This window comes from Salipiger sp. (assembly GCF_048261495.1).
GTDB lineage: Bacteria > Pseudomonadota > Alphaproteobacteria > Rhodobacterales > Rhodobacteraceae > Salipiger.
Genome location: NZ_JBLXFX010000003.1, coordinates 56,468 through 83,400, shown reverse-complemented (window position 1 = coordinate 83,400; position 26,933 = coordinate 56,468). Strand labels below are relative to the sequence as shown.

At 66.7% G+C, this 26,933-nt stretch carries 24 protein-coding genes and 1 tRNA gene; 20 read left to right on the top strand and 5 right to left on the bottom strand.

Features of this window, described 5'->3' with window-relative positions; genetic code table 11:
* Positions 1-125: 125 nt before the first annotated feature.
* Positions 126-1,550, top strand: a complete 1,425-nt coding sequence (locus ACN0RJ_RS06960) for an FAD-binding oxidoreductase (protein WP_417724070.1) — start codon at positions 126-128, stop codon at positions 1,548-1,550.
* 75 nt (positions 1,551-1,625) lie between these two features.
* Here the strand turns inward: ACN0RJ_RS06960 and ACN0RJ_RS06955 are convergent, their stop codons facing one another.
* Positions 1,626-2,456 (bottom strand): lytic transglycosylase domain-containing protein, encoded by an 831-nt coding sequence (locus tag ACN0RJ_RS06955; RefSeq protein WP_417719844.1) that lies wholly within the window; start codon positions 2,454-2,456, stop codon positions 1,626-1,628.
* Between the two features lie 348 nt (positions 2,457-2,804).
* Between ACN0RJ_RS06955 and ACN0RJ_RS06950 the strand changes: the two genes are divergently transcribed.
* The 17 genes from ACN0RJ_RS06950 (at position 2,805) to ACN0RJ_RS06870 (ending at position 16,847) form a co-directional block, all read left to right on the top strand.
* Positions 2,805-2,984 carry a Flp family type IVb pilin gene (locus ACN0RJ_RS06950; protein ID WP_417723805.1) on the top strand — a complete coding sequence of 60 codons (180 nt, stop codon included), beginning with the start codon at positions 2,805-2,807 and terminating at the stop codon, positions 2,982-2,984.
* Positions 2,985-3,099: 115 nt separating this feature from the next.
* Entirely contained in the window at positions 3,100-3,279 is a 180-nt protein-coding gene (locus ACN0RJ_RS06945; RefSeq protein ID WP_417723805.1) for a Flp family type IVb pilin, read from the top strand.
* 115 nt (positions 3,280-3,394) lie between these two features.
* A complete protein-coding gene (locus tag ACN0RJ_RS06940; RefSeq protein ID WP_417723805.1) occupies positions 3,395-3,574 on the top strand; it encodes a Flp family type IVb pilin in 180 nt (59 codons plus the stop codon).
* Positions 3,575-3,657: 83 nt separating this feature from the next.
* A complete protein-coding gene (locus tag ACN0RJ_RS06935) occupies positions 3,658-3,837 on the top strand; it encodes a hypothetical protein (RefSeq protein ID WP_417719842.1) in 180 nt (59 codons plus the stop codon).
* Positions 3,838-4,030: 193 nt separating this feature from the next.
* Positions 4,031-4,888: a Flp pilus assembly protein CpaB gene (gene cpaB / locus ACN0RJ_RS06930; protein ID WP_417723804.1), complete on the top strand. Its 858-nt coding sequence runs from the start codon at positions 4,031-4,033 to the stop codon at positions 4,886-4,888.
* 217 nt (positions 4,889-5,105) lie between these two features.
* A complete protein-coding gene (locus ACN0RJ_RS06925) occupies positions 5,106-6,524 on the top strand; it encodes a type II and III secretion system protein family protein (protein WP_417719840.1) in 1,419 nt (472 codons plus the stop codon).
* Between the two features lie 23 nt (positions 6,525-6,547).
* On the top strand, positions 6,548-7,213 hold the full coding sequence (locus ACN0RJ_RS06920; RefSeq protein ID WP_417719839.1) for an OmpA family protein: 666 nt from the start codon (positions 6,548-6,550) through the stop codon (positions 7,211-7,213).
* A gap of 210 nt (positions 7,214-7,423) precedes the next feature.
* Positions 7,424-8,671, top strand: a complete 1,248-nt coding sequence (locus tag ACN0RJ_RS06915) for an AAA family ATPase (protein ID WP_417719838.1) — start codon at positions 7,424-7,426, stop codon at positions 8,669-8,671.
* Between the two features lie 15 nt (positions 8,672-8,686).
* The gene (locus ACN0RJ_RS06910; protein WP_417723803.1) at positions 8,687-10,126 is read left to right on the top strand and encodes a CpaF family protein; all 1,440 of its coding nucleotides are present in this window, start codon (positions 8,687-8,689) and stop codon (positions 10,124-10,126) included.
* Between the two features lie 4 nt (positions 10,127-10,130).
* Positions 10,131-11,099, top strand: a complete 969-nt coding sequence (locus ACN0RJ_RS06905; protein WP_417719836.1) for a type II secretion system F family protein — start codon at positions 10,131-10,133, stop codon at positions 11,097-11,099.
* A gap of 13 nt (positions 11,100-11,112) precedes the next feature.
* Complete coding sequence (locus ACN0RJ_RS06900) at positions 11,113-12,084, top strand: type II secretion system F family protein (RefSeq protein WP_417719835.1); 972 nt, start codon at positions 11,113-11,115, stop codon at positions 12,082-12,084.
* A 5-nt stretch (positions 12,085-12,089) separates the two neighbouring features.
* A complete protein-coding gene (locus tag ACN0RJ_RS06895) occupies positions 12,090-12,668 on the top strand; it encodes a tetratricopeptide repeat protein (RefSeq protein ID WP_417719834.1) in 579 nt (192 codons plus the stop codon).
* Between the two features lie 31 nt (positions 12,669-12,699).
* The gene (locus ACN0RJ_RS06890) at positions 12,700-13,551 is read left to right on the top strand and encodes a tetratricopeptide repeat protein (RefSeq protein WP_417719833.1); all 852 of its coding nucleotides are present in this window, start codon (positions 12,700-12,702) and stop codon (positions 13,549-13,551) included.
* 9 nt (positions 13,552-13,560) lie between these two features.
* Entirely contained in the window at positions 13,561-14,058 is a 498-nt protein-coding gene (locus tag ACN0RJ_RS06885; protein WP_417719832.1) for a prepilin peptidase, read from the top strand.
* A gap of 156 nt (positions 14,059-14,214) precedes the next feature.
* Positions 14,215-14,874, top strand: coding sequence for an SGNH/GDSL hydrolase family protein (locus ACN0RJ_RS06880; protein ID WP_417719831.1), 660 nt, complete (start codon positions 14,215-14,217; stop codon positions 14,872-14,874).
* A gap of 92 nt (positions 14,875-14,966) precedes the next feature.
* Positions 14,967-16,274 (top strand): ATPase, encoded by a 1,308-nt coding sequence (locus ACN0RJ_RS06875; protein WP_417719830.1) that lies wholly within the window; start codon positions 14,967-14,969, stop codon positions 16,272-16,274.
* 496 nt (positions 16,275-16,770) lie between these two features.
* Positions 16,771-16,847, top strand: a tRNA-Met gene (locus tag ACN0RJ_RS06870).
* Positions 16,848-17,259: 412 nt separating this feature from the next.
* Here ACN0RJ_RS06870 and ACN0RJ_RS06865 read toward each other — a convergent pair.
* A complete protein-coding gene (locus ACN0RJ_RS06865) occupies positions 17,260-20,505 on the bottom strand; it encodes a calcium-binding protein (protein ID WP_417723802.1) in 3,246 nt (1,081 codons plus the stop codon).
* Positions 20,506-20,537: 32 nt separating this feature from the next.
* Between ACN0RJ_RS06865 and ACN0RJ_RS06860 the strand changes: the two genes are divergently transcribed.
* Positions 20,538-20,684, top strand: coding sequence for a hypothetical protein (locus ACN0RJ_RS06860; RefSeq protein ID WP_417723801.1), 147 nt, complete (start codon positions 20,538-20,540; stop codon positions 20,682-20,684).
* A 203-nt stretch (positions 20,685-20,887) separates the two neighbouring features.
* Here the strand turns inward: ACN0RJ_RS06860 and ACN0RJ_RS06855 are convergent, their stop codons facing one another.
* A complete protein-coding gene (locus ACN0RJ_RS06855) occupies positions 20,888-23,116 on the bottom strand; it encodes a calcium-binding protein (RefSeq protein WP_417723800.1) in 2,229 nt (742 codons plus the stop codon).
* Positions 23,117-23,328: 212 nt separating this feature from the next.
* Here ACN0RJ_RS06855 and ACN0RJ_RS06850 point away from each other — a divergent pair, with 212 nt between their 5' ends.
* Entirely contained in the window at positions 23,329-23,877 is a 549-nt protein-coding gene (locus ACN0RJ_RS06850) for a MarR family winged helix-turn-helix transcriptional regulator (protein ID WP_417719826.1), read from the top strand.
* A gap of 7 nt (positions 23,878-23,884) precedes the next feature.
* Here the strand turns inward: ACN0RJ_RS06850 and ACN0RJ_RS06845 are convergent, their stop codons facing one another.
* Both ACN0RJ_RS06845 and ACN0RJ_RS06840 read right to left on the bottom strand, forming a co-directional pair.
* The gene (locus ACN0RJ_RS06845; RefSeq protein ID WP_417723799.1) at positions 23,885-24,967 is read right to left on the bottom strand and encodes a mandelate racemase/muconate lactonizing enzyme family protein; all 1,083 of its coding nucleotides are present in this window, start codon (positions 24,965-24,967) and stop codon (positions 23,885-23,887) included.
* Positions 24,964-26,901, bottom strand: coding sequence for a TRAP transporter permease (locus ACN0RJ_RS06840; RefSeq protein ID WP_417719824.1), 1,938 nt, complete (start codon positions 26,899-26,901; stop codon positions 24,964-24,966). Before ACN0RJ_RS06840 ends, ACN0RJ_RS06845 begins: the two co-directional genes overlap by 4 nt.
* Positions 26,902-26,933 lie beyond the last annotated feature (32 nt).

Sequence of the window (26,933 nt, the reverse complement as noted above, 5' to 3'; positions counted from 1 at the left end):
CAACCGGCCCGAGACGGCAGAGCGGAGCGGGCCGGCGTGGCAAAACGCCGGCGGGTGTTGCCGCGCCCTAGGAATCCCGGCGGAATCCGCCCAATCTGCGCCCGAAGACGAGGATGACCATGGCCATGACCCTGACCGATGCGGACGACACCTTTGCGGAACGGCTGGCCGGCGCCATGCCGGACGGACTGATGCGCCGGGCCGAGCCGCGCTACCTTGAAGAGCCGCGCGGCCGCTGGAGGGGGGCCTCGCGCTGGGTCGCCCTGCCCCGCTCGGTCGACGAGGTGGCGGCGCTGGTGCGGTCCTGCGGCGCGCAGGGCGTGGGCATCGTTCCCTATGGCGGCGGGACCGGCCTGGTCGGTGGCCAGGTCGCGCCGGAGGGCGGTCCGGTGCCGCTGGTCGTGTCCTTCGAGCGCATGGCGGCGATCCGTTCGGTCCATCCGGAGGAAAACGTGCTGGTGGCCGAGTCCGGCGCCATCCTCGCCCAGGTCCACGAGGCGGCGGGCGCGGTCGCCCGGCTCTTTCCGCTGTCGCTGGCCTCGGAAGGCACCGCGCGCATCGGGGGGCTGCTGTCGACCAATGCCGGGGGGGTGAACGTGCTGCGCTACGGCAATACCCGCGACCAGGTGCTGGGGATCGAGGCGGTGCTGCCCGACGGCACGATCTTTCACGGGCTGAAGCGGCTGCGCAAGGACAACACCGGCTACGATCTGCGCAATCTGCTGATCGGCGCCGAGGGGACGCTGGGGCTGATCACCGCCGCGAGCCTCAAGCTGGCGGCGCGGCCCGCCGCCTCGGGCACGGCGCTGATGACGGTCGCCGGGCCGGAGGCGGCCCTGGACCTGCTGGCCATGGCGCGGGATCACCTGGGCGAGGCGGTCAGCGCCTTCGAGCTGATGTCGCGGACCGGGTTCGATTTCCTGGCCGAGACCATCCCCGAGCTGCGCCAGCCCTGGTCCGAGCCGCCCGACTGGTGCGTTCTGATCGACCTCGGCCTGCCCAGGGGCCTCGATCCGCAGGAGGCGCTGGAGCGGCTCTTCGTCGAGGCGATGGAGGCCGGGCTGGTGAGTGACGGGCTGGTGGCGCAATCGGATGCGCAGCGCGAGAGCTTCTGGGCCCTGCGAGAGCATATCCCGGAGGCCAACAAGCGCGTGGGCGCGGTGGCCTCGCACGATATCTCGCTGCCGCTGGGGACGATCGCGGATTTCGTGCGCGAGGCCCCGGGGCGGCTGGCCCGACTGGGGGCGTTCCGGATCAACTGCTTCGGGCACCTCGGCGACGGCAACCTGCATTACAACGTGTTCCCGCAGCCCGGCCACACCCGGTCCGAGCACGATGACGTGCGCGCCGAGGTCTCGCGCGCGGTGCATGACCTGGTGGCCGAGCACGACGGATCCTTCAGCGCCGAACATGGCGTCGGGCGGCTGAAGGTGGGCGACCTGGAACGATACGGCGATGCGGGAAAGCTGTCGGCGATGCGGGCGATCAAGGCGGCGCTCGATCCGCGCGGGATCATGAACCCCGGTGTCATGCTGCGCCCCGCGCCCTGAACGGGGGGCGCTGCCCCCGTCCGCTGACGCGGACTCCCCCGGGATATTTGCGGCCAGAAGAAACCGCGGGAAGGGTCAGTTGAGCGAGGCGACGCGGAAGACGCAGCCGTCCGAGGCCAGCATCGGCGGCGTCAGGCAGAGGCCCTTGGCGACGTTGAAGGCGGCCAGCACCTTGGGCACGTAGTCGCGGGTTTCGGCATAGGGCGGCACGCCGGAGTGCTGAGGGATCGAGTTTTCTCCGGCGTTGTAGCCTGCCAGAACGAGGATCGGGTCGCCGTCGAAGCGATCCATCAGGAAATCGAGGAAGGCGACGCCCCCCTTGATGTTCTGGACCGGGTCCAGCGCGTTCGAGACGCCGAAGCGCGAGGCGGTGGCGGGCATGAGCTGCATCAGCCCCTGCGCGCCGGCCTTGCTGATCGCATCTGCGCGCCCGCCGGATTCCACCGCCATCACCGCCAGCGCCAGCGCCGGGGAGACGCGGGTGCCGACGGTGGCCTTCAGCAGTTCGATTCCGTGGCGCGCGGCGATGTCCTGGAGATCCTGGAGCCGGGGGGCGGCGACGCCGCGGCCCTGGGGCGGGTTCGAGAGCTTGACCAGCGCGGTTTCGAGGCGCCCGGCGCTGACCTCGGCCAGGGTAGGCGAGACCACGTCCCAGAACCAGTCGTAGCGCCCGGTGCCGGCAGCGCGGCCGGTGGCATTCGGTGTCGCGGCCTCGGGTGCGGGCCGCGCGGCCTTCGGCAGCACCGGCGCGGGCGCGATCTGGACGGTGATGCGTTTCGCGGTTCCCGCCTTGGGCGGCTTCACCCGTTTCGCGGAAAACTCGGGGAACGGCGCGGGAGAGTCCGCCTGCGCGACTCCCGCCGATAGCGCGGCCAGAACGGCCGCTGCTGCCCATGTCATTCTCATTGCCGACCTGCCTCTGGTCTTGTTGTTGTTTCCAATGTCGCACAAAGGCCGGAAATCACCAAGATCGTCGCCGAAGACGCGACACGTTTGTTGCACATTCGCAGAGAAATTGCCGTGTTTGCTCTTTCGAAACCAGAAGATCGATTTTTTATATCTTAAATTTCATATGCTTATACGAAAGCATAGGGAAACCGTCTCAAACTGCAAAAACAATCCATTCGTGCCCAAATCGCGCCACGATCCAAGGGCTTTATAGCCTCATACCGCAACCGAGCCGGGCAAGTGAGAGAGGCCCAGATGGTGACGACGCGGTGATCGTGAGCGAACCTGATACATCGGAGAGAAACAATGCTGAACTTCATCAAAACCTTCCGCGCAGACGAAGATGGCGCCGTGACCGTTGACTGGGTCGTGCTGACCGCTGCCGTCGTCGGCATGGCCATCGCCGCCTACTCCACCATCGAATCCAACGCCTCCACGCTGATCGGCGCGGCCGGCGGCGCGGTTGCGGACCAGAACGACTTCTGAGCACTGCCGGCCTGAGGGCCGCATGATCGGATGACCAGGGGCGCGGCGCCCCGAGAGCACCGCGCACCCATTCCCAACAACAGGCCCGCGTGACGGGCAACCCCGGAGAATTCCAATGCTGAACTTCATCAAGACCTTCCGCGCAGACGAAGATGGCGCCGTGACCGTTGACTGGGTCGTGCTGACCGCTGCCGTCGTCGGCATGGCCATCGCCGCCTACTCCACCATCGAATCCAACGCCTCCACGCTGATCGGCGCGGCCGGCGGCGCGGTTGCGGACCAGAACGACTTCTGAGCACTGCCGGCCTGAGGGCCGCATGATCGGATGACCAGGGGCGCGGCGCCCCGAGAGCACCGCGCACCCATTCCCAACAACAGGCCCGCGTGACGGGCAACCCCGGAGAATTCCAATGCTGAACTTCATCAAGACCTTCCGCGCAGACGAAGATGGCGCCGTGACCGTTGACTGGGTCGTGCTGACCGCTGCCGTCGTCGGCATGGCCATCGCCGCCTACTCCACCATCGAATCCAACGCCTCCACGCTGATCGGCGCGGCCGGCGGCGCGGTTGCGGACCAGAACGACTTCTGAGTTCACGCCTGACGAACCGGACCCGGGCCTCCGCATGGACGGCCCGGGTCCATCCAACCAACCCAGCGTGATGAGAACGAGCGATGCTTCACTTTCTGAGCAATTTTCGCCGCGACGAAACGGGCGCGGTTACTGTTGACTGGGTGGTCATTACGGCCGCTGTGGTCGGTATGTCGGCGATCTCCTTCTGGACGATCGAAGACAACGCCTCGGTTCTGCTGGATGCGGCTGGGGGCGCGGTGGCGGATCAGAACGACTTCTGATTCTCACCGAAAGATCACAATCTGCGGAAAGGCCGTCGCCAGAAGGGCGCGGCCTTTTTTGCTTTCCGGGTTCCTGCCCGGGAGATACCCCCGCCCCGGCGTCTTTTGAACACAATCGGGGGCTATACCGGCGATTGGACGCGCCCGCAGAACGGGGCGCCGCAGAGACAGGCAGAACCCGAAAGGATTTACCATGCGACTGGTATTCGGACTTGTGCTGATCGTGGGCCTGGGACTAGCCGGGTTTGCGGTCTACATGGCACAGAATTACATCGGCGCGTATCAGACCGCGCTGGAACAGGAACGCGAGAAGGCCGTGCGCGCCGTTCCGACGCAGGACATCTACATCGCCGCTCGTGCCATCGCCATCGGCGAGGTGATCGGCGACGACGCGATCAAGCTGGCGCCCTGGCCCAAGGAGATCATGCCGGAAGGCTTCTTCGACGAGGCGACCCCGTTGAACGCGGACGGCGATCAGCCCCGCGTCGCCACCCGGGTGATCGAGCTGAACGAGGCGCTGACCGCGGTGAAGGTCTCCGAGCCCGGCGGCGATGCCGGCCTCACCTCGCGGCTGAAGATGGGTCAGCGCGCCTTTGCCATCAAGGTCGACGTGGCGACCGGCGTGTCCGGCTTCCTGCGCCCCGGCGACCGGGTCGACGTCTACTGGACCGGGCGCATCCCCGGCAACGATCCGAACCTGCCCTCGGGCGACGTGACCAAGCTGATCGAGACCGGCGTGAACCTGATCGCCATCGACCAGTCCGCGCATTCGGATTCCTCCGATCCCACCATCGCCCGAACCGTGACCGTCGCGGCCAGCCCGCAGCAGGTCGCAAGCCTGGCGCAGGCCCAGAGCACCGGCCGGCTGTCGCTGTCGCTGATGGCGGCGAACGACACCACGGTGGCCGAAGCGATCGAGGTCGACCAGCGCTCGCTGCTCGGGATCACCCGCAAGGAACAGAAGGCGGAGAAGCAGGCGCTCGAAGTCTGCACCACCCGGGTGCGTCGCGGTTCGGAGGTCGTCGAGATCCCGATCCCCTGCACAAACTGAGCAATATCATGATCTTGCCACGGGGCGCCCACCGGCGCCCCGTGGTATGCCCGCGGGCCGCCGGATCATCGGGAATCTTCCATTGTTGCGATATGTCCACATAAGACAGCGCGCCGAACCCTTTGATTCTTGCATAAAAACGGAAAGTGACGCACAGTCGCTCCAAATGCAGGCACACCAAGACCTGCGACCGAGGCGTGATCGAAAGGCAGGTCACATGAAAATCGACGGACTTCTGAAGGTGGCCCTTCTCGGGCTGACCATGGGCGTGAGCCCTCTGGCCCTTGCGGCCCACGCGGAAAATCTCCGGGTGGTGCGAACGGGCACGGAAAGCGTGTTGAGCGTGCCGATGAACCGCGCGGTCGTGGTCGAAAGTGACAGCCCCTTCGCGGAGCTCTCCATCGCCAACCCTGCGATCGCCGACATTTCCTCGCTTTCGGACCGCACCATCTACGTCCTGGGCAAGACGCCGGGCACCACGACGCTGACCATCCTCGACGCGAACGGCAAGCTCATCACCAACGTGGATGTGCGGGTCGCGGCGGATGTGACGGAATTCAAGGAACGTCTCGGCCAGATCCTTCCGGGCGAAAAGATCGAGGTGCGCACCGCGAACGACGGCATCGTGCTGTCGGGTTCGGTGTCGAGCTCGCAGAAACTCCAGCGGGCGCTCGACCTCGCGGAACGCTATGCCCCGGAGCGGGTGTCGAACCTCATGGTGGTGAGCGGCGTCCAGCAAGTCATGCTCAAGGTCCGCTTTGCCGAAATGCAGCGTTCCGTGGCCAAGACCCTGCGCTCCTCGCTGAGCCTGGGCGGCAACCTTCTGGGCGGCGATCTCGGCGTGTCCTCGGAAACCGGCACCTGGCTCGACGGTTCCAACAGTCTGGGCAGCCCCGTGACAGTGCCGACCGATACCGAGGGCGCGATGCTCTTCGGGTTCAACGCCGGCGGTCTCGAAGTCGGCGTGCTGCTGGAAGCCCTCGAACGGAAGGGCGTCGTGCGCACCCTGGCCGAGCCGAACCTCACCGCCCTCTCCGGGCAGGAGGCCAAGTTCCTCGCCGGTGGCGAATACCCGGTTCCGGTGAACCAGCAGGACGGCCTGATCACCATCGAATTCAAACCCTTCGGCGTGGAGCTGAACTTCACCCCGCGGGTGGTGGACGGCGACCTCATCAATCTCGAACTCGAAGCGGCGGTGTCCTCCATCGACCCGGACAACGGCTTCGACCTCGACTCCATCCGCATCGACGCATTCAAGCGCCGCGAGACCTCGACCACCGTGGAAATGCGCGACGGCGAAAGCTTTGCCATCGCCGGCCTGCTTCAGGACGATTTCCGCGACATCAGCGGCCAGGTGCCGTGGCTGGGCGACATTCCGGTGCTCGGCGCGCTGTTCCGCAGCGCGGAATATGCCCGCGAACAATCCGAGCTGGTCATCATCGTGACCCCGCACCTGGTCACGCCGACCCGGGGCGAGGCACTGGCCCTGCCGACCGACCGCGTGCGGCCGCCGTCCGAGAAGGACCTGTTCCTCTTCGGCCGGACCGCTTCCGACAACAGACGGCCGGTCAAGGGCGCTGCGGGCGAGGTTGCCAAGCAGGACTTCACCGGCTCATATGGCTACGTGATGGACTGAGGCGAAATATGCGGGGGCAGAGCATGATCAGGAACAGCATAGCGGTTCTGGGGCTGGGTGCCCTCGCCTCTTGCACGGGCATCGGATACGATCCGATCCAGAGCCAGTTCTTCGAGGAGGCCGGGTCGATCACCGATACCGGCAGCTTCGGCAACGCGACGATGAACAACACGCAGATCATGAACGGCGACAAGGCCTATGTCTACGATCTGTCCCAGAGATTCGCGGCCGAGGTTCCCACCACGGTGAACTTCGCCTTCAACAGCGCGGTTCTGGATGCCGGGGCGCGCGACACGCTGCGCGAACAGGCCAACTGGATCCGTCAGTTCCCCGAAGTGCGCTTCAAGGTCTACGGTCACACCGACCTCGTCGGCGGCAACGGCTACAACAAGACTCTCGGCATGAGCCGCGCCCGTGCCGTGGTCAGCTACCTTGCCAGCCAGGGCATCTCGACCTCGCGGCTCGAAGCGGTTGTTTCCTTCGGAGAAACGCAGCCGCTGATCGTGACCGAGGGCCGCGAGCGGCGCAACCGCCGCACCGTGACCGAGGTTTCGGGCTTCGTGAAGGGCCATCCTACGGTGCTGGACGGCAAATATGCCGAGGTGATCTACCGCGAATACGTGCGCAGTGCCCAGCCGACCACCACGCTGAGCGGCATCGAGGGCGGCGACTACCGTACGGAACAGTAAACGCCGGCTTGGGTGATCGTGCGGAAATACCGTACAATTACGATTATTCGGCCCAAATGTTGCCCACATTTCCAGCGACCCTCCTTGTAACGGGAAGACTGTTCCGACCCCGAGTCGGTTCGGCTTTTCCCGGATAGCAAGGGGCGTCCCGGCCGATCCGGCCCTCCTCCTCTGCTTTCCGGGGAATCCCCAAAGCAAAGGATGAGAGGCATGACCAGTACACCCCCTCTGCCGACGGCACAGAGCCCGATCGTCGCCTGCACGATCAGCCGGAACGTGCAGAACTTCGATCTTCTGATCGAGGACATGGAAGGTCTTCTCGGCGAGGGCTGGGGCGATCTCGGCTTCGGCGAGGCGCTGGCCTTCCTCGACCAGCCCGATGCGGACGGGCTCGAATTCGTGGCCATGGCCATCGACGAGGAGGACGAGGAAAACCTCGCCCTGATGAACCAGATCATCGCGGCGGCCAAGGCCCGCAGGATCGACGTCATCCTGATTGCCGAGGATGTGACCCCCGCCGCGCTGCACCAGCTGCTGCGCGGGGGCGCCGACGAATTCGTCCCCTACCCCCTCCCCGAAGGCGAACTGGCCGCCGCGGTCGAACGGCTTCGCAAGAAGGAACAGGACGACCTCGAACTCACCACCCGCCGCGGCAAGGACAGCGTCAAGCTCAGCGGCGACGGCGACGGCGTGCTGATCGCGGTGCAGGGCCTTGCCGGCGGCTGCGGCGCGACGACCTTCGCGGTGAACCTGGCCTGGGAACTGGCCAACGTCACCAAGGAGGGCGGACCGCGCGTCTGCCTGATCGACCTCGGCCTGCAATTCGGATCGGTCGCGACCTATCTCGACCTGCCCCGCCGCGAGGCGGTGATCGAACTGCTGAGCGAAATGGACAACATGGACGGCGACAGCTTCGCGCAGGCCCTGTCCTCGTTCGAGGGAAAGCTGAACGTGCTGACCTCGCCCTCCGACCTTCTGCCGCTCGACATGGTCGGGCCGGGAGAGGTCAAGGCGCTGCTCGACGTGGCGCGGGAGCATTTCGACTTCGTCGTGGTCGACATGCCCTCGACCATCACCCAATGGACCGACACCGTGCTGACCGAGGCGCAGGTCTATTTCGCGCTGCTGGAACTCGACATGCGGTCGGCCCAGAACGTGCTGCGGCTGAAGCGCGCGATGCAGTCCGAGGATCTTCCCTTCGACAAGCTGCGGTTCCTGCTGAACCGCGGGCCGAAATTCACCGATCTGCAGGGCAAGAGCCGCGCCAAGCGCATGGCCGAAAGCCTCGGGATCTCTCTGGACCTTCATCTCAGCGACGGCGGCAAGCCGGTGTCGCAGGCCTGCGACCACGGTCTTCCGCTGTCCACCCAGGCCGCGAAGAACCCGCTGCGCAAGGAAATCGCCAAGCTGGCCGCCGAGCTTTACGCCGTCGGACAGTCCGAGGCCGAAGCCGCCTGATAGGAGCAAGACGCGATGTTTTCCCGATACAAGAAAACCCCGGTCCGGGAGGCCGAGCCGGTCACCGCCGCCCCCGCCAAGGCGCCGGTCAAGGATGCCGACGCCCGCAAGCCCTCGGCAACGCGCAAGGTGCTTCCCAAGAAGGCGGCCGAGGCCGCACCGCAGGATCGCGAGAAGAAGCGCAAGGAACGGCTGGGCGATCTCAAGGTCGAACTGCACCGCGCGCTTCTGGACAACCTGAACCTTGCCGCCATCGACCATGCGACCGACGCAGACCTGCGCGAGGAGATCGCCTCCATCGCGCAGGAGGCGCTTCAGGAAAAGGGCATCGTGCTGAACCGCGAGGAACGCACCACCCTCAACCAGGAGCTCTACGACGAGGTGAAGGGCCTCGGCCCGCTGGAAACCCTGCTCAAGGACGACACGGTTTCGGATATTCTCGTCAACGGGCCGCAGCAGATCTTCATCGAACGCAACGGCAAGCTGACCCTGTCGGACGTGACGTTCAAGGATGAACGCCACCTCATGCGGATCATCGACAAGATCGTGTCCGCCGTGGGTCGCCGCGTCGACGAAAGCAACCCCTATGTCGACGCCCGCCTTGCGGACGGCTCGCGCTTCAACGCCATGGTGCCGCCGATCGCCGTCGACGGCTCGCTGGTGTCGATCCGGAAATTCAAGAAGGACAAGCTGGCGATCGACGACCTGATCCAGTTCGGCGCCTTCACCGAGGAAATGGCCGTCTACCTTCAGGCCGCCGTCGCGACCCGCCTCAACGTCATCGTCTCCGGCGGTACGGGTTCCGGGAAAACCACCACGCTCAACGCGCTGTCCTCCTTCATCGACGATGCCGAACGCATCCTGACCATCGAGGATACGGCGGAACTCCAGCTCCAGCAGTCCCATGTGGGGCGCATGGAAAGCCGCCCGCCCAACGTCGAGGGCAAGGGCGCCGTCACCCCGCGCGACTGTCTCAAGAACGCGCTGCGGATGCGCCCCGACCGGATCATCGTGGGGGAAACCCGCGGCGAGGAGGTCATCGACATGCTCCAGGCCATGAACACCGGCCACGACGGCTCGATGACCACGATCCACGCCAACTCCGCCCGGGACGGCGTTTCGCGCCTCGAGAACATGATCGCCATGGCCGGCGTGGAAATGCCGCTCAAGGCGATGCGCTCGCAGATCTCCTCGGCCGTGAACCTCATCGTGCAGGCCAGCCGCCTTCAGGACGGGTCGCGCCGCATGACCTCGATCACCGAGATCACCGGGATGGAAGGCGACGTCATCTCCATGCAGGAGATCTTCCGCTTCCAGCGCGTCGGCCTGACCCCCGAGAACAAGATCATCGGTCACTTCACCGCCACGGGCGTGCGTTCGCACTTCTCCGAGCGGTTCCGCATGTGGGGCTTCGACATTCCGCCCTCGATCTACGAACCCTTCCGCCCGGAGTAAGCCCATGCTTTCCGCAGAACCGATCATCTACGGCCTGATCTTCGTGGGCGTGCTCGTCCTGGTCGAAGGCGTCTACCTTGTCGTCTTCGGCAAGTCGATCAGCCTCAACAGCCGCGTGAACCGTCGCCTCGAAATGCTCAACAAGGGCAACGCCAATCGCGAGGAGGTGCTCGCCAAGCTCCGCAAGGAGATGGACCAGCATTTGCAGTCGCGCGGCGTGCCGCTCTATTCGTTGCTGGCGGACCGGGCGCAGAAGGCGGCCATCGCCTTTACCCCGAACCAGCTCATCATGATGATGGTGGGGGTCAGCGTCTTTGCCTTCCTCGGCCTGACCATCGGCACCGAGGCCGGGCTCGCCGTGCGCATCGTCATGGGCGTCGGTCTCGGCGTGGGCGGTGTCTACATGTGGGTCAACGGCAAGGCCAAGAAGCGCCTCGGCATGATCGAGGAACAGCTTCCCGACGCCGTGGAACTCATGGTGCGCAGCCTGCGCGTGGGCCATCCCTTCAGTTCGGCCATCTCCATCGTGGCCAAGGAGCTCAAGGACCCGCTCGCCACCGAATTCGGCATCATCGCGGATGAAAGCACCTATGGCCGCGACGTGGGCGAAAGCCTCAAGCACATGGCCGAGCGGCTCGACATGCAGGACATGCGCTTTCTCGCCGTGGCCGTGACCATCCAGCAGCAATCGGGCGGCAACCTCGCCGAGATCCTCGAAGGTCTCGCCAAGGTGATCCGCGCCCGCTTCCGCCTGTTCCGCCGGGTCAAGGCCATCACCGCCGAAGCGCAATGGTCGGGCAAGTTCCTGTCGGGCTTCCCGGTCGCCGCGCTGATCGTCATCCAGGTGACCGACCCGCACTACTACGACGAGGTGCTCGACCACCCGTGGTTCATTCCCGCCTGCTTCATCGTCGGCATCTTCCTCGCGCTGAACCTGATCGTCATGCGCATGCTCGTGAACATCAAGGTCTGAGAGGACACCCGACATGGACGCTCTGAACGCAATGCTCACCGACATGCTGGGCCCGGCGGGCCCGCTGATCGCGGTCGCGGGCCTCGCCTTCCTGCTGATCCTCGCCAGCATCCCCCTGATGCTGTCGAGCAAGCCGGACCCGATGGACAAGCTCAAGCAATCGGGCCGCGAAAAGCTCGACGCCGAAACCAAGGCCATCCTGCGCGACAAGCGCAAGAACGCGAAGCTGAACAAGTACGCGCAGTACCTCGAACCCAAGAGCGCCGAGGAACTGGGCCAGATGCGGCTCAAGCTGCTGCAGGCCGGCTATCGCACCCGCGACGCGGTGCGGCTCTACTACCTCGCGCAGATGGTGCTGGGGCTCGGCCTGCTGGCGGTGGGCACGGTCTACTACTTCACCTTCGTCGACAGCGCGGATTCGACGATGCAGCAAAAGCTCATGTACATCCTCGGCCCCGGAGCCGTCGGTTACATGGCGCCGAAATACTGGATCACCAAGCGGGTCGAGGAACGCAAGGTGCAGATCGAAAGCGGCTTTCCCGACGCGCTCGACATGATGCTGGTCTGCGTCGAGGCCGGTCAGTCCCTCGACCAGTCGATCGTTCGGGTCGCCAAGGAACTCCGCGCCTCCTACCCCGCGCTCGCCGACGAATTCCAGATCATCAGCCACGAGATGAAGGCCGGCAAGGACAAGAGCCAGGTGCTCGGCGACATGGGCGACCGCTGCGGCGTGCAGGACGTGTCCTCCTTCGTGACCGTTCTCAACCAGGCGGCCAGCTTCGGCACCTCGATCGCGGACGCCCTGCGGGTCTACGCGGACGAAATGCGTGACAAAAGAGTCATGCGTGCGGAAGAAGCCGCAAACAAGTTGCCGACAAAGATGACGCTGACCACTATGATGCTCACGGTGCCGCCGCTGCTGATCATCCTCGTGGGTCCGTCGGTGGTGAGCATCTCGCAACTGGGAAATCTCGCCGCGAACTGAGGCTCATGCGTCTGACCATTCTCGCCGCTCTGACGGTTTCGTTGCTGGCCGCCTGTTCGCAGGACGGCCAGCCGCTGTTTTCCGCACGCGATCCCGCCGCGCGCGACAATCCCTTCGCCCCCGCGCTCGATCCCGGGGGCGAGGCCGTCGACGGCCTGATCGTCGGCCACCGCCTGATGGAGGCGGGGCAGTACGAACTGGCGCTCGAAGCCTATACCCGCGCCGCCGGAACGCACGGCCTGACCGGCGAGGTGCTGACCTCGCTCGGCTCCGCGAACCTCGCGCTCGGGCGGCTGCACCAGTCCGAACGTCTGCTGCGCCGGGCCGTCGATACCGAACCGGAGTGGGCCGAAGCCTGGAACAACCTGGGCGTGGTGCTCATGGAGCGGGGCGAAACCGCGGAATCCGCCGAAATGTTCCGCCGCGCCTATGCGCTGGACAATGGCGAAAGTGACGCAATCCGCGACAATCTGCGCTTGGCGCTCGCAAAAATGGAAAATCCGGGGTACGGTGCCGACGGACAACAAGAATACAAGCTGGTGCGCCGGGGGAGCGGTAGTTACCTGATCCGGCCCACCACGTGACGAGGCAAGAGCAGTAAAAAGGACGCAACAAATGCGCCACCCTATCCTTGTGACCCTCTGCCTAGCAGGGGTCGTCGGACTTTCCGCCTGTGACCGCACGATCGACAAGGACGCCGTGGACCGCGAGTTCTCGGGCGTGAATGCCATCGACGGCGCGGGGCTCAACGACGTGATGCTGACATCGGGCAACCCGGAAGAGGCCGTGGCCTACTTCCAGCGCGCCGCGTCGCAGGATCCCGAACGCATCGACCTGATGCGCGGCTATGCCAAGTCGCTGGTGCGCGCGCAGCGCCCGCGCGAGGCCTCGCAGGCCTGGGCCAAGGTCGTCGATCACAAGGAATCCGACGACGAGGACCGGGTGCAGCTTGCCGACGCCCTGATCCGCAACAACGATTGGGAAAACGCCGAGAAGGTGCTGGATTCCATCCCCCCCACCCACGAGACCTTCAAGCGTTACCGGCTCGAAGCGATGATCGCGGACGGCAACAAGGAATGGAAGAAGGCCGACAGCTTCTACGAGATCGCCGTGGGCCTCACCACCAAGCCCGCGCCGGTTCTCAACAACTGGGGCTATTCCAAGCTGACCCGCGGCGAGTTCGGCGAGGCCGAGCGCATGTTCGTCGACGCGCTGCGTCACGATCCCTCGATGTTCACCGCCAAGAACAACCTGATCCTCGCCCGCGGCGCGCAGGGCAACTACAACATGCCGGTGCTGGAGATGACCCAGGTCGAGCGTGCGGAGCTGCTCTATTCGCTGGGTCTTGCCGCGATCAAGCGCGGCGACGTCGAGATCGGCAAGGGGCTTCTGCGCGACGCCATCGAAACCCACCCGCAGCATTTCGAGGCCGCGTCGCGGTCGCTTTCGGCCCTGGAAAACGCCTGAGGCCGGGAGATGCTCGCCATTCCCGCCAGCGCCGCGCTATGGTTCGCGCCCTTCGTGCTGCCGATCTGCCTCTATGTCTGCTTTACCGACATGAAGGCGCTGCGCATCACCAACCAGGCCGTGCTGGCGCTGGTCGCGGTCTATGCCGTAGTGGGTCTGATCGCCCTGCCGCTGGACACCTACCTCTGGCACTACCTGCACCTGCTGGTCGCCCTCGTGGCGGGCATGGCGCTCAACGCCGGGGGGGCCATGGGCGCGGGGGATGCAAAGTTCATCGCGGCGGCGGCACCCTTCGTGCATCTCGGTGACCTGCGCTTCGTGCTGACGCTCTACGCCGCCTGCGTGCTGGCCGCCTATATCAGCCACAGGCTGGCCCGCATGTCGCCGCTGCGCCGCCTCGCCCCGGCCTGGGAAAGCTGGACGTCGGGCAAGCGGTTCCCGATGGGCCTCGCGCTCGGCCCGGCCCTGGGCGCCTATCTCATCGTGGGCATGCTCTACGGCAAGTAGGGCGGCCCTGCCGCCCGCCTTGCGGAGCATCCGGGCACCGCAACCGGGCCCGGATGTCTCAGATTCGCCCCATTCGCGTGGTCCACTCGGCCCTGCCCCTCCGGGCAAGACTGCCGAGACCGTACCGGACCCATGCTGCGCACCCTTTTGATATCCTTGACCTTTCTCCTGCTCCCCGGCTGCACCGAACGGGCCGGCCCCGGCACGCAATCCCGCATCCTCCTGATGGGGGATTCGATGATGGCGGCCAACCGCAACATCGGGCTTTCCGTCGCCGACGCGATCGAATCCCGGCTGGGCGAAAGCGTCATCGACCGCTCCGTTCCCGCCGCCCGCATCCTCCATGCCCTGCCGATTTCCGGCAGCCTCGGGCTCGATATCGACCAGCAGTACCAGGCCGGGTCCTGGGATTGGGTGGTGCTGAACGGCGGCGGCAACGACCTTCTGTTCGGCTGCGGCTGCGCGCTCTGCGATCACAAGATCGACCGGTTGATCTCGGCCGACGGGCGCAGGGGGGCGATTCCGGGCCTCGTCTCGCGCCTGCGCCACGGCGGCGCGCGGGTGATCTACACCGGCTACCTGCGCAGCCCCGGACGCTGGTCGCTGATCGACGGCTGCCGCGCGGTCGGCAACGAACTGGACCGGCGCATCGCGCGGCTCGCGGGCCTGGATCGCGGGGTCTTCTTCCTCGCCCTGGACGATCTCGTGCCCTTCGCCGACCGGTCGTACCACGCCCCCGACCTCATCCATCCCTCGCCCAAGGGCAGCGACGCCATCGGCCGCCGCATTGCCGCGCTGATCGACGCCGCCGGCTGAAACCGCCGCCGCTTTTCCCAGTCCCCGCCGTGCTGGTGCCACAATGCTGCTGTTTCCTGAGCGGCAACAAATCCTCACCGGGCTTCGTACTGATGAACATGCACACCAATGCCGTGATGGCACCGCCGCCGCCCAAGCGCCTCGACGACCTCGGCCTGCCGCAGGTCTTCATGCGGGACATCGCGCTCAAGACGGTGTTCCGCAAGAACGCCAACACCGTCACCTACCTGTCCAAGGCGCTCTGCCTGCCCATCGGCATCGCGCAGGAGCTCATCGACATCGCCCGGAGCCAGGGCCTGCTGGAGGCCATGGGCACGCTCAACGCCTCGGGCAGCACGGAAATGCCCTACCAGCTCACCGATGCCGGCAAGGCCCGCGCGCTCGATGCGCTGTCGCAGTCCGAATATTTCGGCGCCATGCCGGTGCCGCTGCAGATCTACCGCGAACAGGTCAAGCGGCAGTCGATCCGCAACATCCAGATCAGCCGCGAACAGCTGCTGAACGCGATGGGGCACCTCGTCCTGCCCGAGCACCTGATCTCCCATCTCGGACCGGCGGTCAGCGCCGGGCGGTCCATCCTGATGTACGGCCCGCCGGGCAACGGCAAATCCTCGATCTCCAACGGCATCCGCGACGCCATGGGAGACAAGATCTACGTCCCCCGCGCCATCGAATATTCCGGCCAGGTGATCTCGGTCTACGACCCCATCGTGCATTCCGCCGCCGAGGAAGAGGTCGAGGACAACACGCGCCTGCGCCGCGCCAACCGCTTCGATTCCCGATACGTGCTCTGCGAGCGGCCGACGGTCATCACCGGCGGCGAACTGTCGCTCGACATGCTCGACCTCGTCTACAACCCGACCGCGCGCACCTACCAGGCGCCGCTGCAGATGAAATCCACCGGCGGCATCTTCATCGTCGACGACCTCGGCCGTCAGGCGGAACCGCCGCAGAAGCTGGTCAACCGCTGGATCGTTCCGCTGGAAGAGAACAAGGACATCCTCGCGCTGCAGTCCGGGGAAAAGTTCGAGGTGCCCTTCGACACGCTGGTCATCTTCTCGACCAACTTCCACCCGAACGAGATCTTCGACCAGGCCGCGCTGCGCCGGATCTTCTTCAAGATCAAGATCGACGGACCGAACCAAGCCGACTTCCTCAAGATCTTCGCGCTCGTCGCCCGCAAGCGGAAGATGCAGCTCGACGAGGGCTCGCTCGTCCACCTGCTCAAGACCAAGTACCCGACGATCCAGAACATCTACGCGAACTACCAGCCGATCTTCCTGATCGACCAGATGATCGCCGTCTGCGATTTCGAGGGCTGGCCCTACAAGATGACACCCGAACTGGTCGACCGCGCCTGGGCGAACATGTTCGTGAAGGACGAGAAGATCGTGAAGTGACGACGGGGCGGCCGGCGCGCCGCCCTGCCCTCCCGACGCGCCCCTCCGGCCTGCCGGATCGACGGGTCGAGACCGAACCCACGGTCCTGCAGGCGGCCCCGTCCTTGCCCGTCAGGCAGACGCGGATCGTGCAGGTGCCCGTTTCCGGCAGCGGGACGGTGGTCGTGATCGCCGCGGCCGGTCGCCTTGCCGTTGATGCAGGTGCCCTGTTTCCCTTGCGCAGGGCCACGTCGCCGGCCGCCCGCGCATGGGCCATCCCCCCGGCAACGGACCACCGCAGACGACAGGGCGGAAGGTCATTTTCCGGACCATCACGCTCTCCATTCCGAAATGCCCCGGCACGGGCCCGGTATGAATTTGGCGCGGACCCGGCCGCAATCCGCCCTGCAGGCCCGCGGTCATCGGTCGGAGGCGCGCGGGACCGGAAAAGTCGGCCCCGATGCGGAAATTTCCGCTTGACGCCGGACCATGCCTGCCATACCTAGCCGCACGGTTTGGCGGAGTAGCTCAGTTGGTTAGAGCAGCGGAATCATAATCCGCGTGTCGGGGGTTCAAGTCCCTCCTCCGCTACCAGATCACCAGACACGCCCCACGGCGCCCCGGTGACACGCCCTTTCCGGACATTGCCGAACACGCGACCGAAGGCACCGCAACCTGACCAGTCAGCCGGTTTGCGCGGAAGCACGCCATCGCCCGCTCTGCTCACGCAACCGCCGCATCGGTCGATAGTCACCTCGCCACCTCCCCGCGCGAGGCACACCTGACGCCCCCGACGCTCCCCTCCCGCGCGTCGATACCTGCCCCACGCCATACCAACCCCGCGCTTTCCGGACCCCGGTTTCTTCTGGCTCGAAATATCCCGGGGGAGCGCGCCCCGCGCGCGTCGGGGCGGAGCCCCGCACGGACAGGACACAAAGGCCCGCGCCCAAGGAAACGGGCGCCCCCGGAGGGGCGCCCGCGCGACAGTGTCACGACCCGGTCAGGATCAGCTGAACACGAAGTCCGAGAAGTCCGTCAGGACCACCCCGACGATCTCGATCGTGTCGGTCTGACCCGAGATTTCGACGAGGGTATTGCCGCCGGAATTGCTCAGCGTCAGATCACCCTGCACGTAGCCGATCATCTCGATCGTGTCGGTTCCCGCGCCGAACCCCTGGACGGAATCATTCCCGAAGAGGGCCTGGAACTGGAAGGTGTCGGCGTTCGGGCCGCCGAACAGCCGGTCGTTGTCCGCCCCGCCGTCGATGGTGTCGTTGCCGTTGTTGCCGTAGATCGTGTCGTTGCCTTCGGCGCCGAGCAGCAGGTCGTTGCCGTCCTCGCCATAGATCAGGTCGGCATCGCCGCCGCCGACGATGGTGTCGTCGCCCCCGCCGCCGAGCAGCGTGTCGAGACCGGCGCTCCCCGAGAGGTCGTCGTTCAGATCGTTGCCCTCGACGTAGTCGTTGCCGTTGCCGCCGTCGATCGTGTCGTTGCCGCTCTGACCGATCAGCGAGTCGTTGTCGTCACCGCCCAGGATCAGGTCCGACCCGCCGCCGCCGTCGATGGTGTCATCGGCCTTGTTGCCGATCAGCGTGTCGTTCCCGGTGTTCCCGGCGATCAGGTCGCGCCCGTCGCCGCCGGTGATGCTGTCGGTTCCGGTGCCGCCCTCGAGCGTGTCGTTCCCGAGGTTGCCGAGGATCGTGTCGGCCCCGTCGCCGCCGAGGATGCTGTCGGTGTTGCCACCGCCGATCAGGCTGTCGTTGCCGCCTCCCCCGATCAGCGTGTCGGGACCGTCCTCGCCGCGCAGAGTGTCGTGCTGGTTGCCGCCGAAGATCAGGTCTCCGAAGGAGCCGCCGAAGATCACGTCGTTGCCATCCTCGCCGCGCAGGGTATCGGCGCCGTTGCCGCCATTGACGGTATCGGCCCCGCCCCCGGCGTTGATCGTATCCGCGTCGTCACCGCCGGACAGGTCGTCGCGCCCGGTGCCGCCGAGGATGAAATCGGCGCCGCCGTTCCCGGTGATCACGTCGTCATCCGAGCCGCCGTCGATGTTGTCGTTGCCGTTGGCGCCGCTGATCGTGTCGTTGCCGGCGTCGCCGGACAGGATGTCTCCGACCCCGGACGAGACCGCGAAGCCGCCGTCGATGAGATCGTCGCCATCCCCGCCCGATATGGTCTGCTCGTTGAATCCGCCGGTCAGGGTGTCATTGCCTCCGTTCCCGATCAGCGTCGTGCCCGGGGTGCCGTCGGCATCGACATCGTCTCCCAGGGCCGACCCGAGGAAGACCTCGATCGAATCCAGTTGCAGCCCCAGGATGGGGCCGAAATCGTATTGCCCGAACGGCCCGAGGTCGGCGTTCAGGATCGCCAGCCCCGAAGCCGTGGCATCGAAGGTGTCGATATCGGCGCCGCCGTCGATGTTGTCGGCGTTGTTGAAGCTGGTCTGGATGAAGGTGTCATTCCCGCTGCCGCCGTTCGACTGCCCCGAGAAAAGGCCGCCGTCGAGCGTGTCGTTGCCGTTGCCGCCGATCAGCGTATCGGTGCCGCCTTCGCCGAGCAGGGAATCGTTGCCGTCGCCCCCGTCGATGGTGTCGTTGCCATCACCGCCACGGATCGTGTCCGCCCCGTCATTGCCGTTCAGGATGTTGCCGACGCTCGACCCGATGATGGTTTCCGAATTGTCGGTGCCGTTGAGGTTCTCGAAATTCACCATCACCTCGCTTGACGCACCGATGGTCGCCGTTCCCGCCCCGAGATCGAAGGTCGCGCCCGAGACGAAGGCCGATGCGCCCGACCAGTCGACGGTATCGTTGCCGGTGCCGCCGTCATGCAGATCCGAATTGATCGGAGAGGTCACGTTGATGCGGTCGTTGCCGGCGTCGCCGTAGTATTCGCGGGTGCCGCCGCTTTCGGTGATGACGTCGTCGCCGTCCCAGCCGTGGGTGAACTCGGCATTGGTGCTGGGTGTGAAGATGTCGTTGCCTATCGTGCCGACCACCCATTGATCGGGGGTGTAGACGCCCGGCGAATTCGGCAGGTCGCGGGTGTCCATGATCTGCACGCGCACATCGACGCCGCTCCCGGAGCCCGCGAGCCCGTTCTCGGTCCAGCCGAAGATGAACCGGCCGTCCCCGAGGCCGACGCCCGAGGGATCGCTTTCGGCCACCGACTCGACCGAGACCACTGTTCCGGTGGCCGTGCCCGTGGCGTTGAACCGCTGGACCGACAGGACGTTGGTCTCGTCATCGTCATAGGCGACCACGAAGCCGCCGTCCTCGAGGCCGATCAGGTGACTTTCGTTGTTGTTGTCGGTGAACGCCCCGCCGTTGACGGTCTGGACCCCGCCCGCCGTGGCATAGGTGGTCGAGGTGCCGCTGCCGCTCGCGACCTCGTAGCGCTGGAATTCGACATCGGTGTCTACTCCGGGATCCACGTTGGTCCAGGAGATGACGAAGCCTCCCGACTCCAGCGCGACGACCGAGGCATCCGAATCGGTATCGCCGTTCGTTGCGGTGTCGGCGACGAAGGCTCCGCCGGTGGGCGATGCGCCGGTCGTGGACCGGATCGAATAGGCGAGCGCGTCATCGGTGCCGTCGTAATCGTAGACACCGACGTAGAGTCCGGAGGCGAGGGCCGCCACATCGGTCGACGACGTGGCACTGTCGGACCCCGAGATGAAGATGATCTCGGACCCGACGACACCGGCGGCGGTCACCGGGGTGCCGCGCAGATCGCGGTCCGGCACCGAACTGTCGAAATGTTCATAGACGACCATGTAGGAGCCGTCCGGCTGCGCATCGACGGCGGGACGGCGCACGATGTCCCCGGCATCCGGGGAGGTGGCGATGGTCAGGGTTGCATCGAGCGTGAGCGTGCCGTCCGGCGTGCTGTGCCACTCGGTCGCACGGATCGCGATGGCGTCATCCGGTCCGGGGTCGTCCTCGTAGACGACCACGAAGCCGCCGTTTTCGAGGGCCGCGGCATCGAAGTTGTATTCGTCATCCGCAAAGAACGACTGGTTGGCGCGGAATTCGCTGCCGAGCGGATTGCCGAGCGGGTCGTAGATCTGTCCGACGATGTCGGCGCCGCCCGCACCGCCCGGTGCGGCGTCGGATGTGTCGACCCACAGCACGACGATATTTCCGTTGGTCAGCTGGATCACGACCGAATTGTTCTGCTGGCTGCCGTTCGGACCGACGTCCTGTGTGTTGGCCTGGAACGATGAGAGCCATACTTCCGGGGTGGTAGGCATTTGTTCAATCCTTCATTGCTTAAAATCATTGCATGGCGGCGCTCGACCAGCTCCGAAATGCAAATGCTTCGGAAGCCGGGCTTGCGGGCGGCAGAAAACAGAATGTAACAATCAAAAAGAAATACCGACCGCTTCGGGTCTCACGCTTCCTCCCCCGCATGGAACATGCGGCGGGATGAAAGGATTATGCCCCGAACGGCCCCATCTGGCAACCTTGCGGCCGGACCTTACGCAGGGGAAGCCATCTATCCGGGATCATTGCACTTTTGCCGCCGGTCGCGTCGCGTCGGCAAGAATGCGCTGTTTGCGGGTTCCCGTCGGTGACGCTTCGTGCGGGCCCGCGGCAGGTCCGGACCGGCCGGAGAGCGCGCAGGCTCCCCGCTCAGGTGAACAGGAAATCCGAGAAATCGGTGAGTTCCACGCCGATAATCCGGATCGTGTCGGCCTGCCCGGCGATCTCGACAAGGGTGTGACCGCCGGAGACACTCAGCGTCACCTGGCCCGGCAGGTAGCCCGACATCTCGATCACGTCCTCGCCCGCGACAAAGCCCTCCACCGTGTCGTTGCCGAAGCCGGGGGCAAAGACCAGCACGTCCGGGACGCCATCGGCATAATACCCCGCGTTCGGCCGCAGCAGGTCGTTCCCCGCCCCGCCGACCAGCGTCTCCGCCCCGCTGTTGCTGATCAGCGTGTCCGCCCCCGCGCCGCCGTCGAGAAGATCGGCGCCGGCATAGGCGGTGAGCAGGTCGTCGCCCGCCTCTCCGCGCAGGGTATCGTCCCCGCTGACGCCGTTCAGAAGATCGTCGCCCTCGCCGCCCTCCAGCAGGTCGTTGCCCCCGAAGCCGCTCAGAGTGTCGTCGCCCGCACCTCCCAGCAGGGTGTCCGCACCGTCGCCGCCGTCGAGGGAATCGTTGCCGTCGCCTCCGTCCAGATAGTCATCGCCGTCGCGACCGATGAGGCTGTCCCGGCCCGCGCCGCCGAGCAACCTGTCCGCATCCTCCCCCCCGGCCAGCGTGTCGTTCCCCGCGCCGCCGTCCAGAAGGTTCGCCCCGTTGCCCCCGAGCAGCCGATCGTTGCCCTCCCCGCCGTACAGGGTGTCGGGCTCGGTCCCGCCGTCCCACCTCTCGGCCCCCTGGAGCGTGTCATCCCCCGGCCCGCCGTCGAGGAAATCGGCCCCCGCGCCACCGTTCATCGAGTCGTGTCCGCCCCCGCCCAGCAGCAGGTCGGCCCCATCGTCGCCCAGCAGGGTATCGTCTCCTATGCCGCCGCGCAGGGTGTCGTCGCCCGCGCCGCCGTCGACCAGGTCCTGCCCGCCCTTCCCGGCCAGAAGGTCGTCGCCGTCGAGCCCGGTCAGCGTTTCGGAATAGGCGGTGCCGCGATGGACGTCGCCGTCCGCCCCGCCGGTGTAATCGCCCGCCTCGAACGTGATCGCAGGCACGGCAAGGAACTCGGCCACGGTGATATCGCGCAGCAGGACCTCGGTCCCGAGGAAGGTCAGCCGTGTGTGCAGCCCGCCCACATTCGTGACCGTGATTCTGTCCGACCCGCCGATGCGAAAGACCAGCCTGTCCCCGGCCTCGAAATCGAGGACGGTATCGCGGTTGCCGTCCGCTTGGAACACGAAGACATCCTCGCCCGCGCCGCCCGTGAGCGTGTCGGAACCGTCGCCGCCGACCAGCGTGTCGTTTCCCGGCCCGCCGTCGATGACGTCGGACCCGCCCTGTCCCTCGATCCAGTCGTTGCCCGCCCCGCCCGAGAGCGTGTCCCTGCCGTCCTCTCCGAACAGCACGTCGCGCCAGTCGCCCGCCGTCACGAGGTCATTGCCGGTGCCCGCGTAGACGGTATCGTTCCCGGTGTGTCCCGCGTCGATGGTGTCGTTGTTGGTCCCGGCCGAGATGTAGTCCGAACCGCCGCCGCCGAGGATCGACTCGGCCGCGCCGTTGCCGATCACCGTGTCGTTGTGGCGCCCGGCATCCGTCAGCCCGCGCCCGGAATAGATCAGGTCGTTGCCGTTTTCACCGTAGAGCGAATTGTTGCCGGCGCCGCCGCGCAGGGTGTCGTCGCCGCGCCCGCCGTGAAAGACGACCGAGGTCTGCGCCCCCGGTTCGCCGTTGTCGATCATCAGATCGTCGCCGCTGCCGCCCCAGCCATCGGCCCCGACAAAGCTGCGCAGCGTGTCGTCGCCATCTCCGAGAAAGGCCTCTCCGCCGTTGGCGTGGATCTCGTCATCGCCCCTGCCGCCGCGATAGGTATCGTCGTAGCCGATCAGCGTGTCGTTGCCCGCGCCGCCGATCAGCAGATCCGCGCCGATATCGTCGAAGCGCTCGTCCGCGCTCAGCCGGTCGTCGCCGCTGCCGCCGTTCAGGGTGTCGTCCCCGGCGCCGCCCCGAAGCTCGTCGTCGCCGCCGCGCCCCTGAAGGCTGTCGTGGCCGCCGTCGCCCTCGATGGTGTCGTTGCCGCTGCCGCCGGGGATGGTCTCGTCCCCCGGGCCTCCGACGATATGGCGCCCGGGGATGCGGAGTGCCTCGACGCGCGCAACCGGCGGCGCATCGGCCCTTGCGCGCAGATCCGGCAGGATCTGCAGCAGCAGCGTCTCTAGGTCCGGAGTCATGGCCGCCTTCCCCTTCGTGTTCTGCGTGGCAGAGGCGGCGCGCGGCACTTGCCCCGCGATTCCCCCCGAGGTTGCATAGCATGTCCGGCGCCGCCTGTCCCCGCGGGGACCCAGACGGCGCACGCCCGAACGTACGGGCCACGCTGAATGTTGCACTCGCATTCAAATAGGATACACTGTGAACGAAATTGTTTACGCATGGGGGCGCGGCCTTGGCGACGAGCGGTGACATCGACGGAATCGGCCGGAACGACGACGACATCCGGTATCTCTTTTCCTATAACCTTCAGCGCCTTGCCGGTCTGTCCTCGCGCATTGCGCTGCTCGGGCTCAAGCCGGATTTCGAACTCAACACCCATGACTGGCGGGCAATGGCGGTGCTGGATTTTCTCGGGATCGCACCGCTGCACACGCTGGCCAAGCGTGCCGGGGTTCAGAAAAGCCAGATGAGCCGCACCGTATCCGCCCTGGAAGAGCGCGGGTTCATCGGGCGCGAGGCGAATCCGGACGACAAGCGGAGCATCAACCTCCGGCTGACCGATGCCGGGCAGACGCTGGTCCGGGAGGTGCTTGCCGCCTCGCGCGAGCGCAACCGCCGCATGCTTGCGGAACTCACCACGGACGAGCGCTGCGAGTTGATGCGGCTGATGGAGAAGGTGTCGCGCGGCTCGCTCACCTACCTGCGGGAGTTGAAGGGCGAGGCGACACCGCCGCGCCGCCCGCCGCCCCCTGCCACGATCTTCGAGACGGAAATCCCCTAGCGGCCGCTCACCCCTGCCAGGGCGCGGGCCAGGGTGCCTTGCGGACCTGCCCGAAGCCGGGCGCGTCCGGCAGGTTCAGGAGGCCGTCGCGGATTTCGGGCCAGTGATGATCCTCGTCGTCGAAATGTCGGAATTCGGCACATTCGGCGGGCCCGGTGCAGGGATGTAGCGCCGCAAGGGTGGCGGTGGCCAGCGACACCAGCGGGCCGCCGAATGCGGTGCCGATGCGGGCATGCACACCGCGCGCCGCCGCCGCGCGAGCCATGTCCAGCGACGGCAGCAGGCCGCCGGAGCGGGCAAGCTTGAGGCTGATGCCGTCCGCCGCCTGCGCGTCGAGGATCCGCGCGAGGTCGCCCGACGCGAACAGGCCCTCGTCGGCCTCGATCCGGGTGCGGGCCGTTCCGCGGACCGCGGCCAGCGCGGCGGGATCGCCCGCCGGAACGGGCTGTTCCAGCGACCAGATATCGAGCGGGCCCAGGGCGGCCTCGAACCGTTGCGCCGACTCCGCGTCGCAGGCCTGGTTGGCATCGACGGTCAGCACCACCTCCGGCCCGACGGCCGCCCGGACGGCGGCAATGCGGGCGATGTCCTCGGCCTGCACGCCGGTCGCCTTCAGCTTCAGCGCGCCGTAGCCCTCGGACACGAGCCCGGAGGCGATGGCCGCCATGTGGTCGGGGGATTTCACCGGGATGATGCGCAGCACCGGCACCGGCGCGGGCACCCCGCCCAGCATCCGCGCGACGCTCTGACCGCGCAGCCGTGCCGCGAGGTCGAGCAGGGCCATCTCCACCGCCGAGCGCGCGGCGTTGCGCGCCTTGGCGCAGGGGCCGAGCCGGACGAGCGCGGCATCGGGGGTCGCGAGATCGGCCCCGGTCAGACCGGCGGCGATGCGGCGCGCGGCGGCGTCCAGCGCCTGCGGCGAGGCGTCGAGATGCGGCAGGAAGGGCGCGTAGCCCTCTCCCGTCAGGTCTCCGGCGCGCAGCGCGACGCGGATCCCCGGCAGGCGGGGCACGTCGCGCCCCGCGTAGTGCCATTCCGGATCGAGGTTGCGGTGCTCGACCGGCGCAACCGACCAGCCGTCGATCCTCATGCCGGGCCCGGGGTGCGGCGCACCGTCAGTCGCGCCAGCGCCATCACCAGCGCCGCCAGCGCCAGACCGGCAATGTCGCTGTGGCCTTCGGGGATCAGCAGCGCCAGTCCGGCGACCATGGCGAGGCCCCGCAGCCACATCGGCAGGCGTCCGGCGAAATGCAGCCAGCCTTCGAAGGCGGCCGAGATGTACCAGATCGCGAGGCCCGCCGTGCAGACGGCCTGGATCACCTGCGGCAGGTCTCCGCGCAGGATCAGCGCCGGGTTCAGCACGAAGGCGAAGGGCAGGATGAACAGGACCGAGCCGAGCCGCATGGCGCGCAGGCCGGTCTGCAGGCCGCCGCTGCCCGCGATCCCCGCCGCCACCACGGCGGCGAGCGCCACCGGCGGGGTGATGTAGGACAGCATGCCCCAGTAGAGGATGAACAGGTGGCTTGCCACCGTGTCGAGCCCCTGCGAGGTCAGCGCCGGTCCGAGGATGATGGCAAGGAAGATGTAGCAGGCGCTGGCCGTCATCCCCATGCCGAGCACGAAGCTGGTCAGGGCGCCGAAGACCAGCAGCAGGTAGAGGTTGTCCCCCGCCGCGAACACCAGTTCCCGCGAGACGGAACTGCCCACGCCGGTGATCGACAGCGAGCCCACGATCAGCCCGATCCCCGCGAGGATGCCGTAGAGATAGGCACCGCTGCGCCCGGTTTCGACGAGGGTCTCGCGGATCACGCTCCAGGCGGCGCGCGGGGCGCGCAGGATCGCGATGGCCAGCATGAACCCCGCCGCGAAGAAGGGGGCGGAGCGTTCCATGTGGAAGAACAGGATCAGCCCGACGAGCGAGAGCACCCCGGCAAGGTGCGGCCAGCCTTCGCGCAGGGTCGGGCCGAGGCGCGGCAGGTCGGCCTCGTCCATGCCGCTGAGCCCGTTGCGCGCGGCATAGGCATCGACCTGCATCAGCAGAGCGGCGTAGAACAGGACGGCGGGCAGGATCGCGGCGGACACCACCGTCGCGTAGGGCACATTCAGGAACGAGGCCATGATGAACCCCGCGGCCCCCATCACCGGCGGCATGATCGAGCCCCCGGTCGAGGCGCAGGCTTCGACGGCGCCGGCATAGGAGGCGGGATAGCCGCAGCGTTTCATGGTGGGGATGGTGAAGGCGCCGGTGGAGATGACGTTCGACACCACGGACCCGGACAGCGATCCGAACAGGCCCGACGAGATGATCGAGACCTTGGCCGGCCCGCCCCGCGCCCGGCCCATCAGGGCGCTGGCGAAATCCATGAAGAAGCGCCCTCCGCCCGTCACCGTCAGCGCGGCGCCGAACAGCAGGTAGCCGATGACCAGTTCGCTGACCACCTGCACCGGCACGCCGACGATGGCGCCCGAGCCCATGACATGCGCCGAGAGCGTTTCGCGCGGGGTGTACTGGCTGCCCCAGAGCAGCCCCGGCATGTGGTCGGCGAAGATCGGAAAGACCGCGAAGGCAAGGCAGATGCAGAACAGCACCGTGCCCCCGGTGCGCCGCAGCCCTTCGAGCACCAGCAGGAACAGCGCCAGCGCGAGCAGCGTCGGCAGGATCGGGGCGGAATAATCCCAGCCCCGGTTGATGATGTCCCCGGCGATGGAGGCAAAGTAGCCCCCGCCGCCGAGCGCCAGCGCGGCAAAGATCCAGTCATGGAGAGGAACGCGGGTCTCGTCCGCCTTGCGCATCGGGAAGGTCAGGAACAGGATCGCGAAGAAGATGCCGATCAGCGCGTAGTAAAGCCCCGTGCTGGGCATCTGGAAACCGCCGATGCGCAGCAGGAAGACCTGGTTGGCCACCAGCAGCAGCGCCAGCGCCGTCAGCGGGAAGACGACGAAGCGGGTCTGATGGAGGCGGGACGTCTCGGGGCGCAGATCCTCGCCGGGGAGAACGGTGTCGGTCAGTGCGGCATCGGCCATGGCAAACCTGTCAGCAGGATGATCGGACCGGC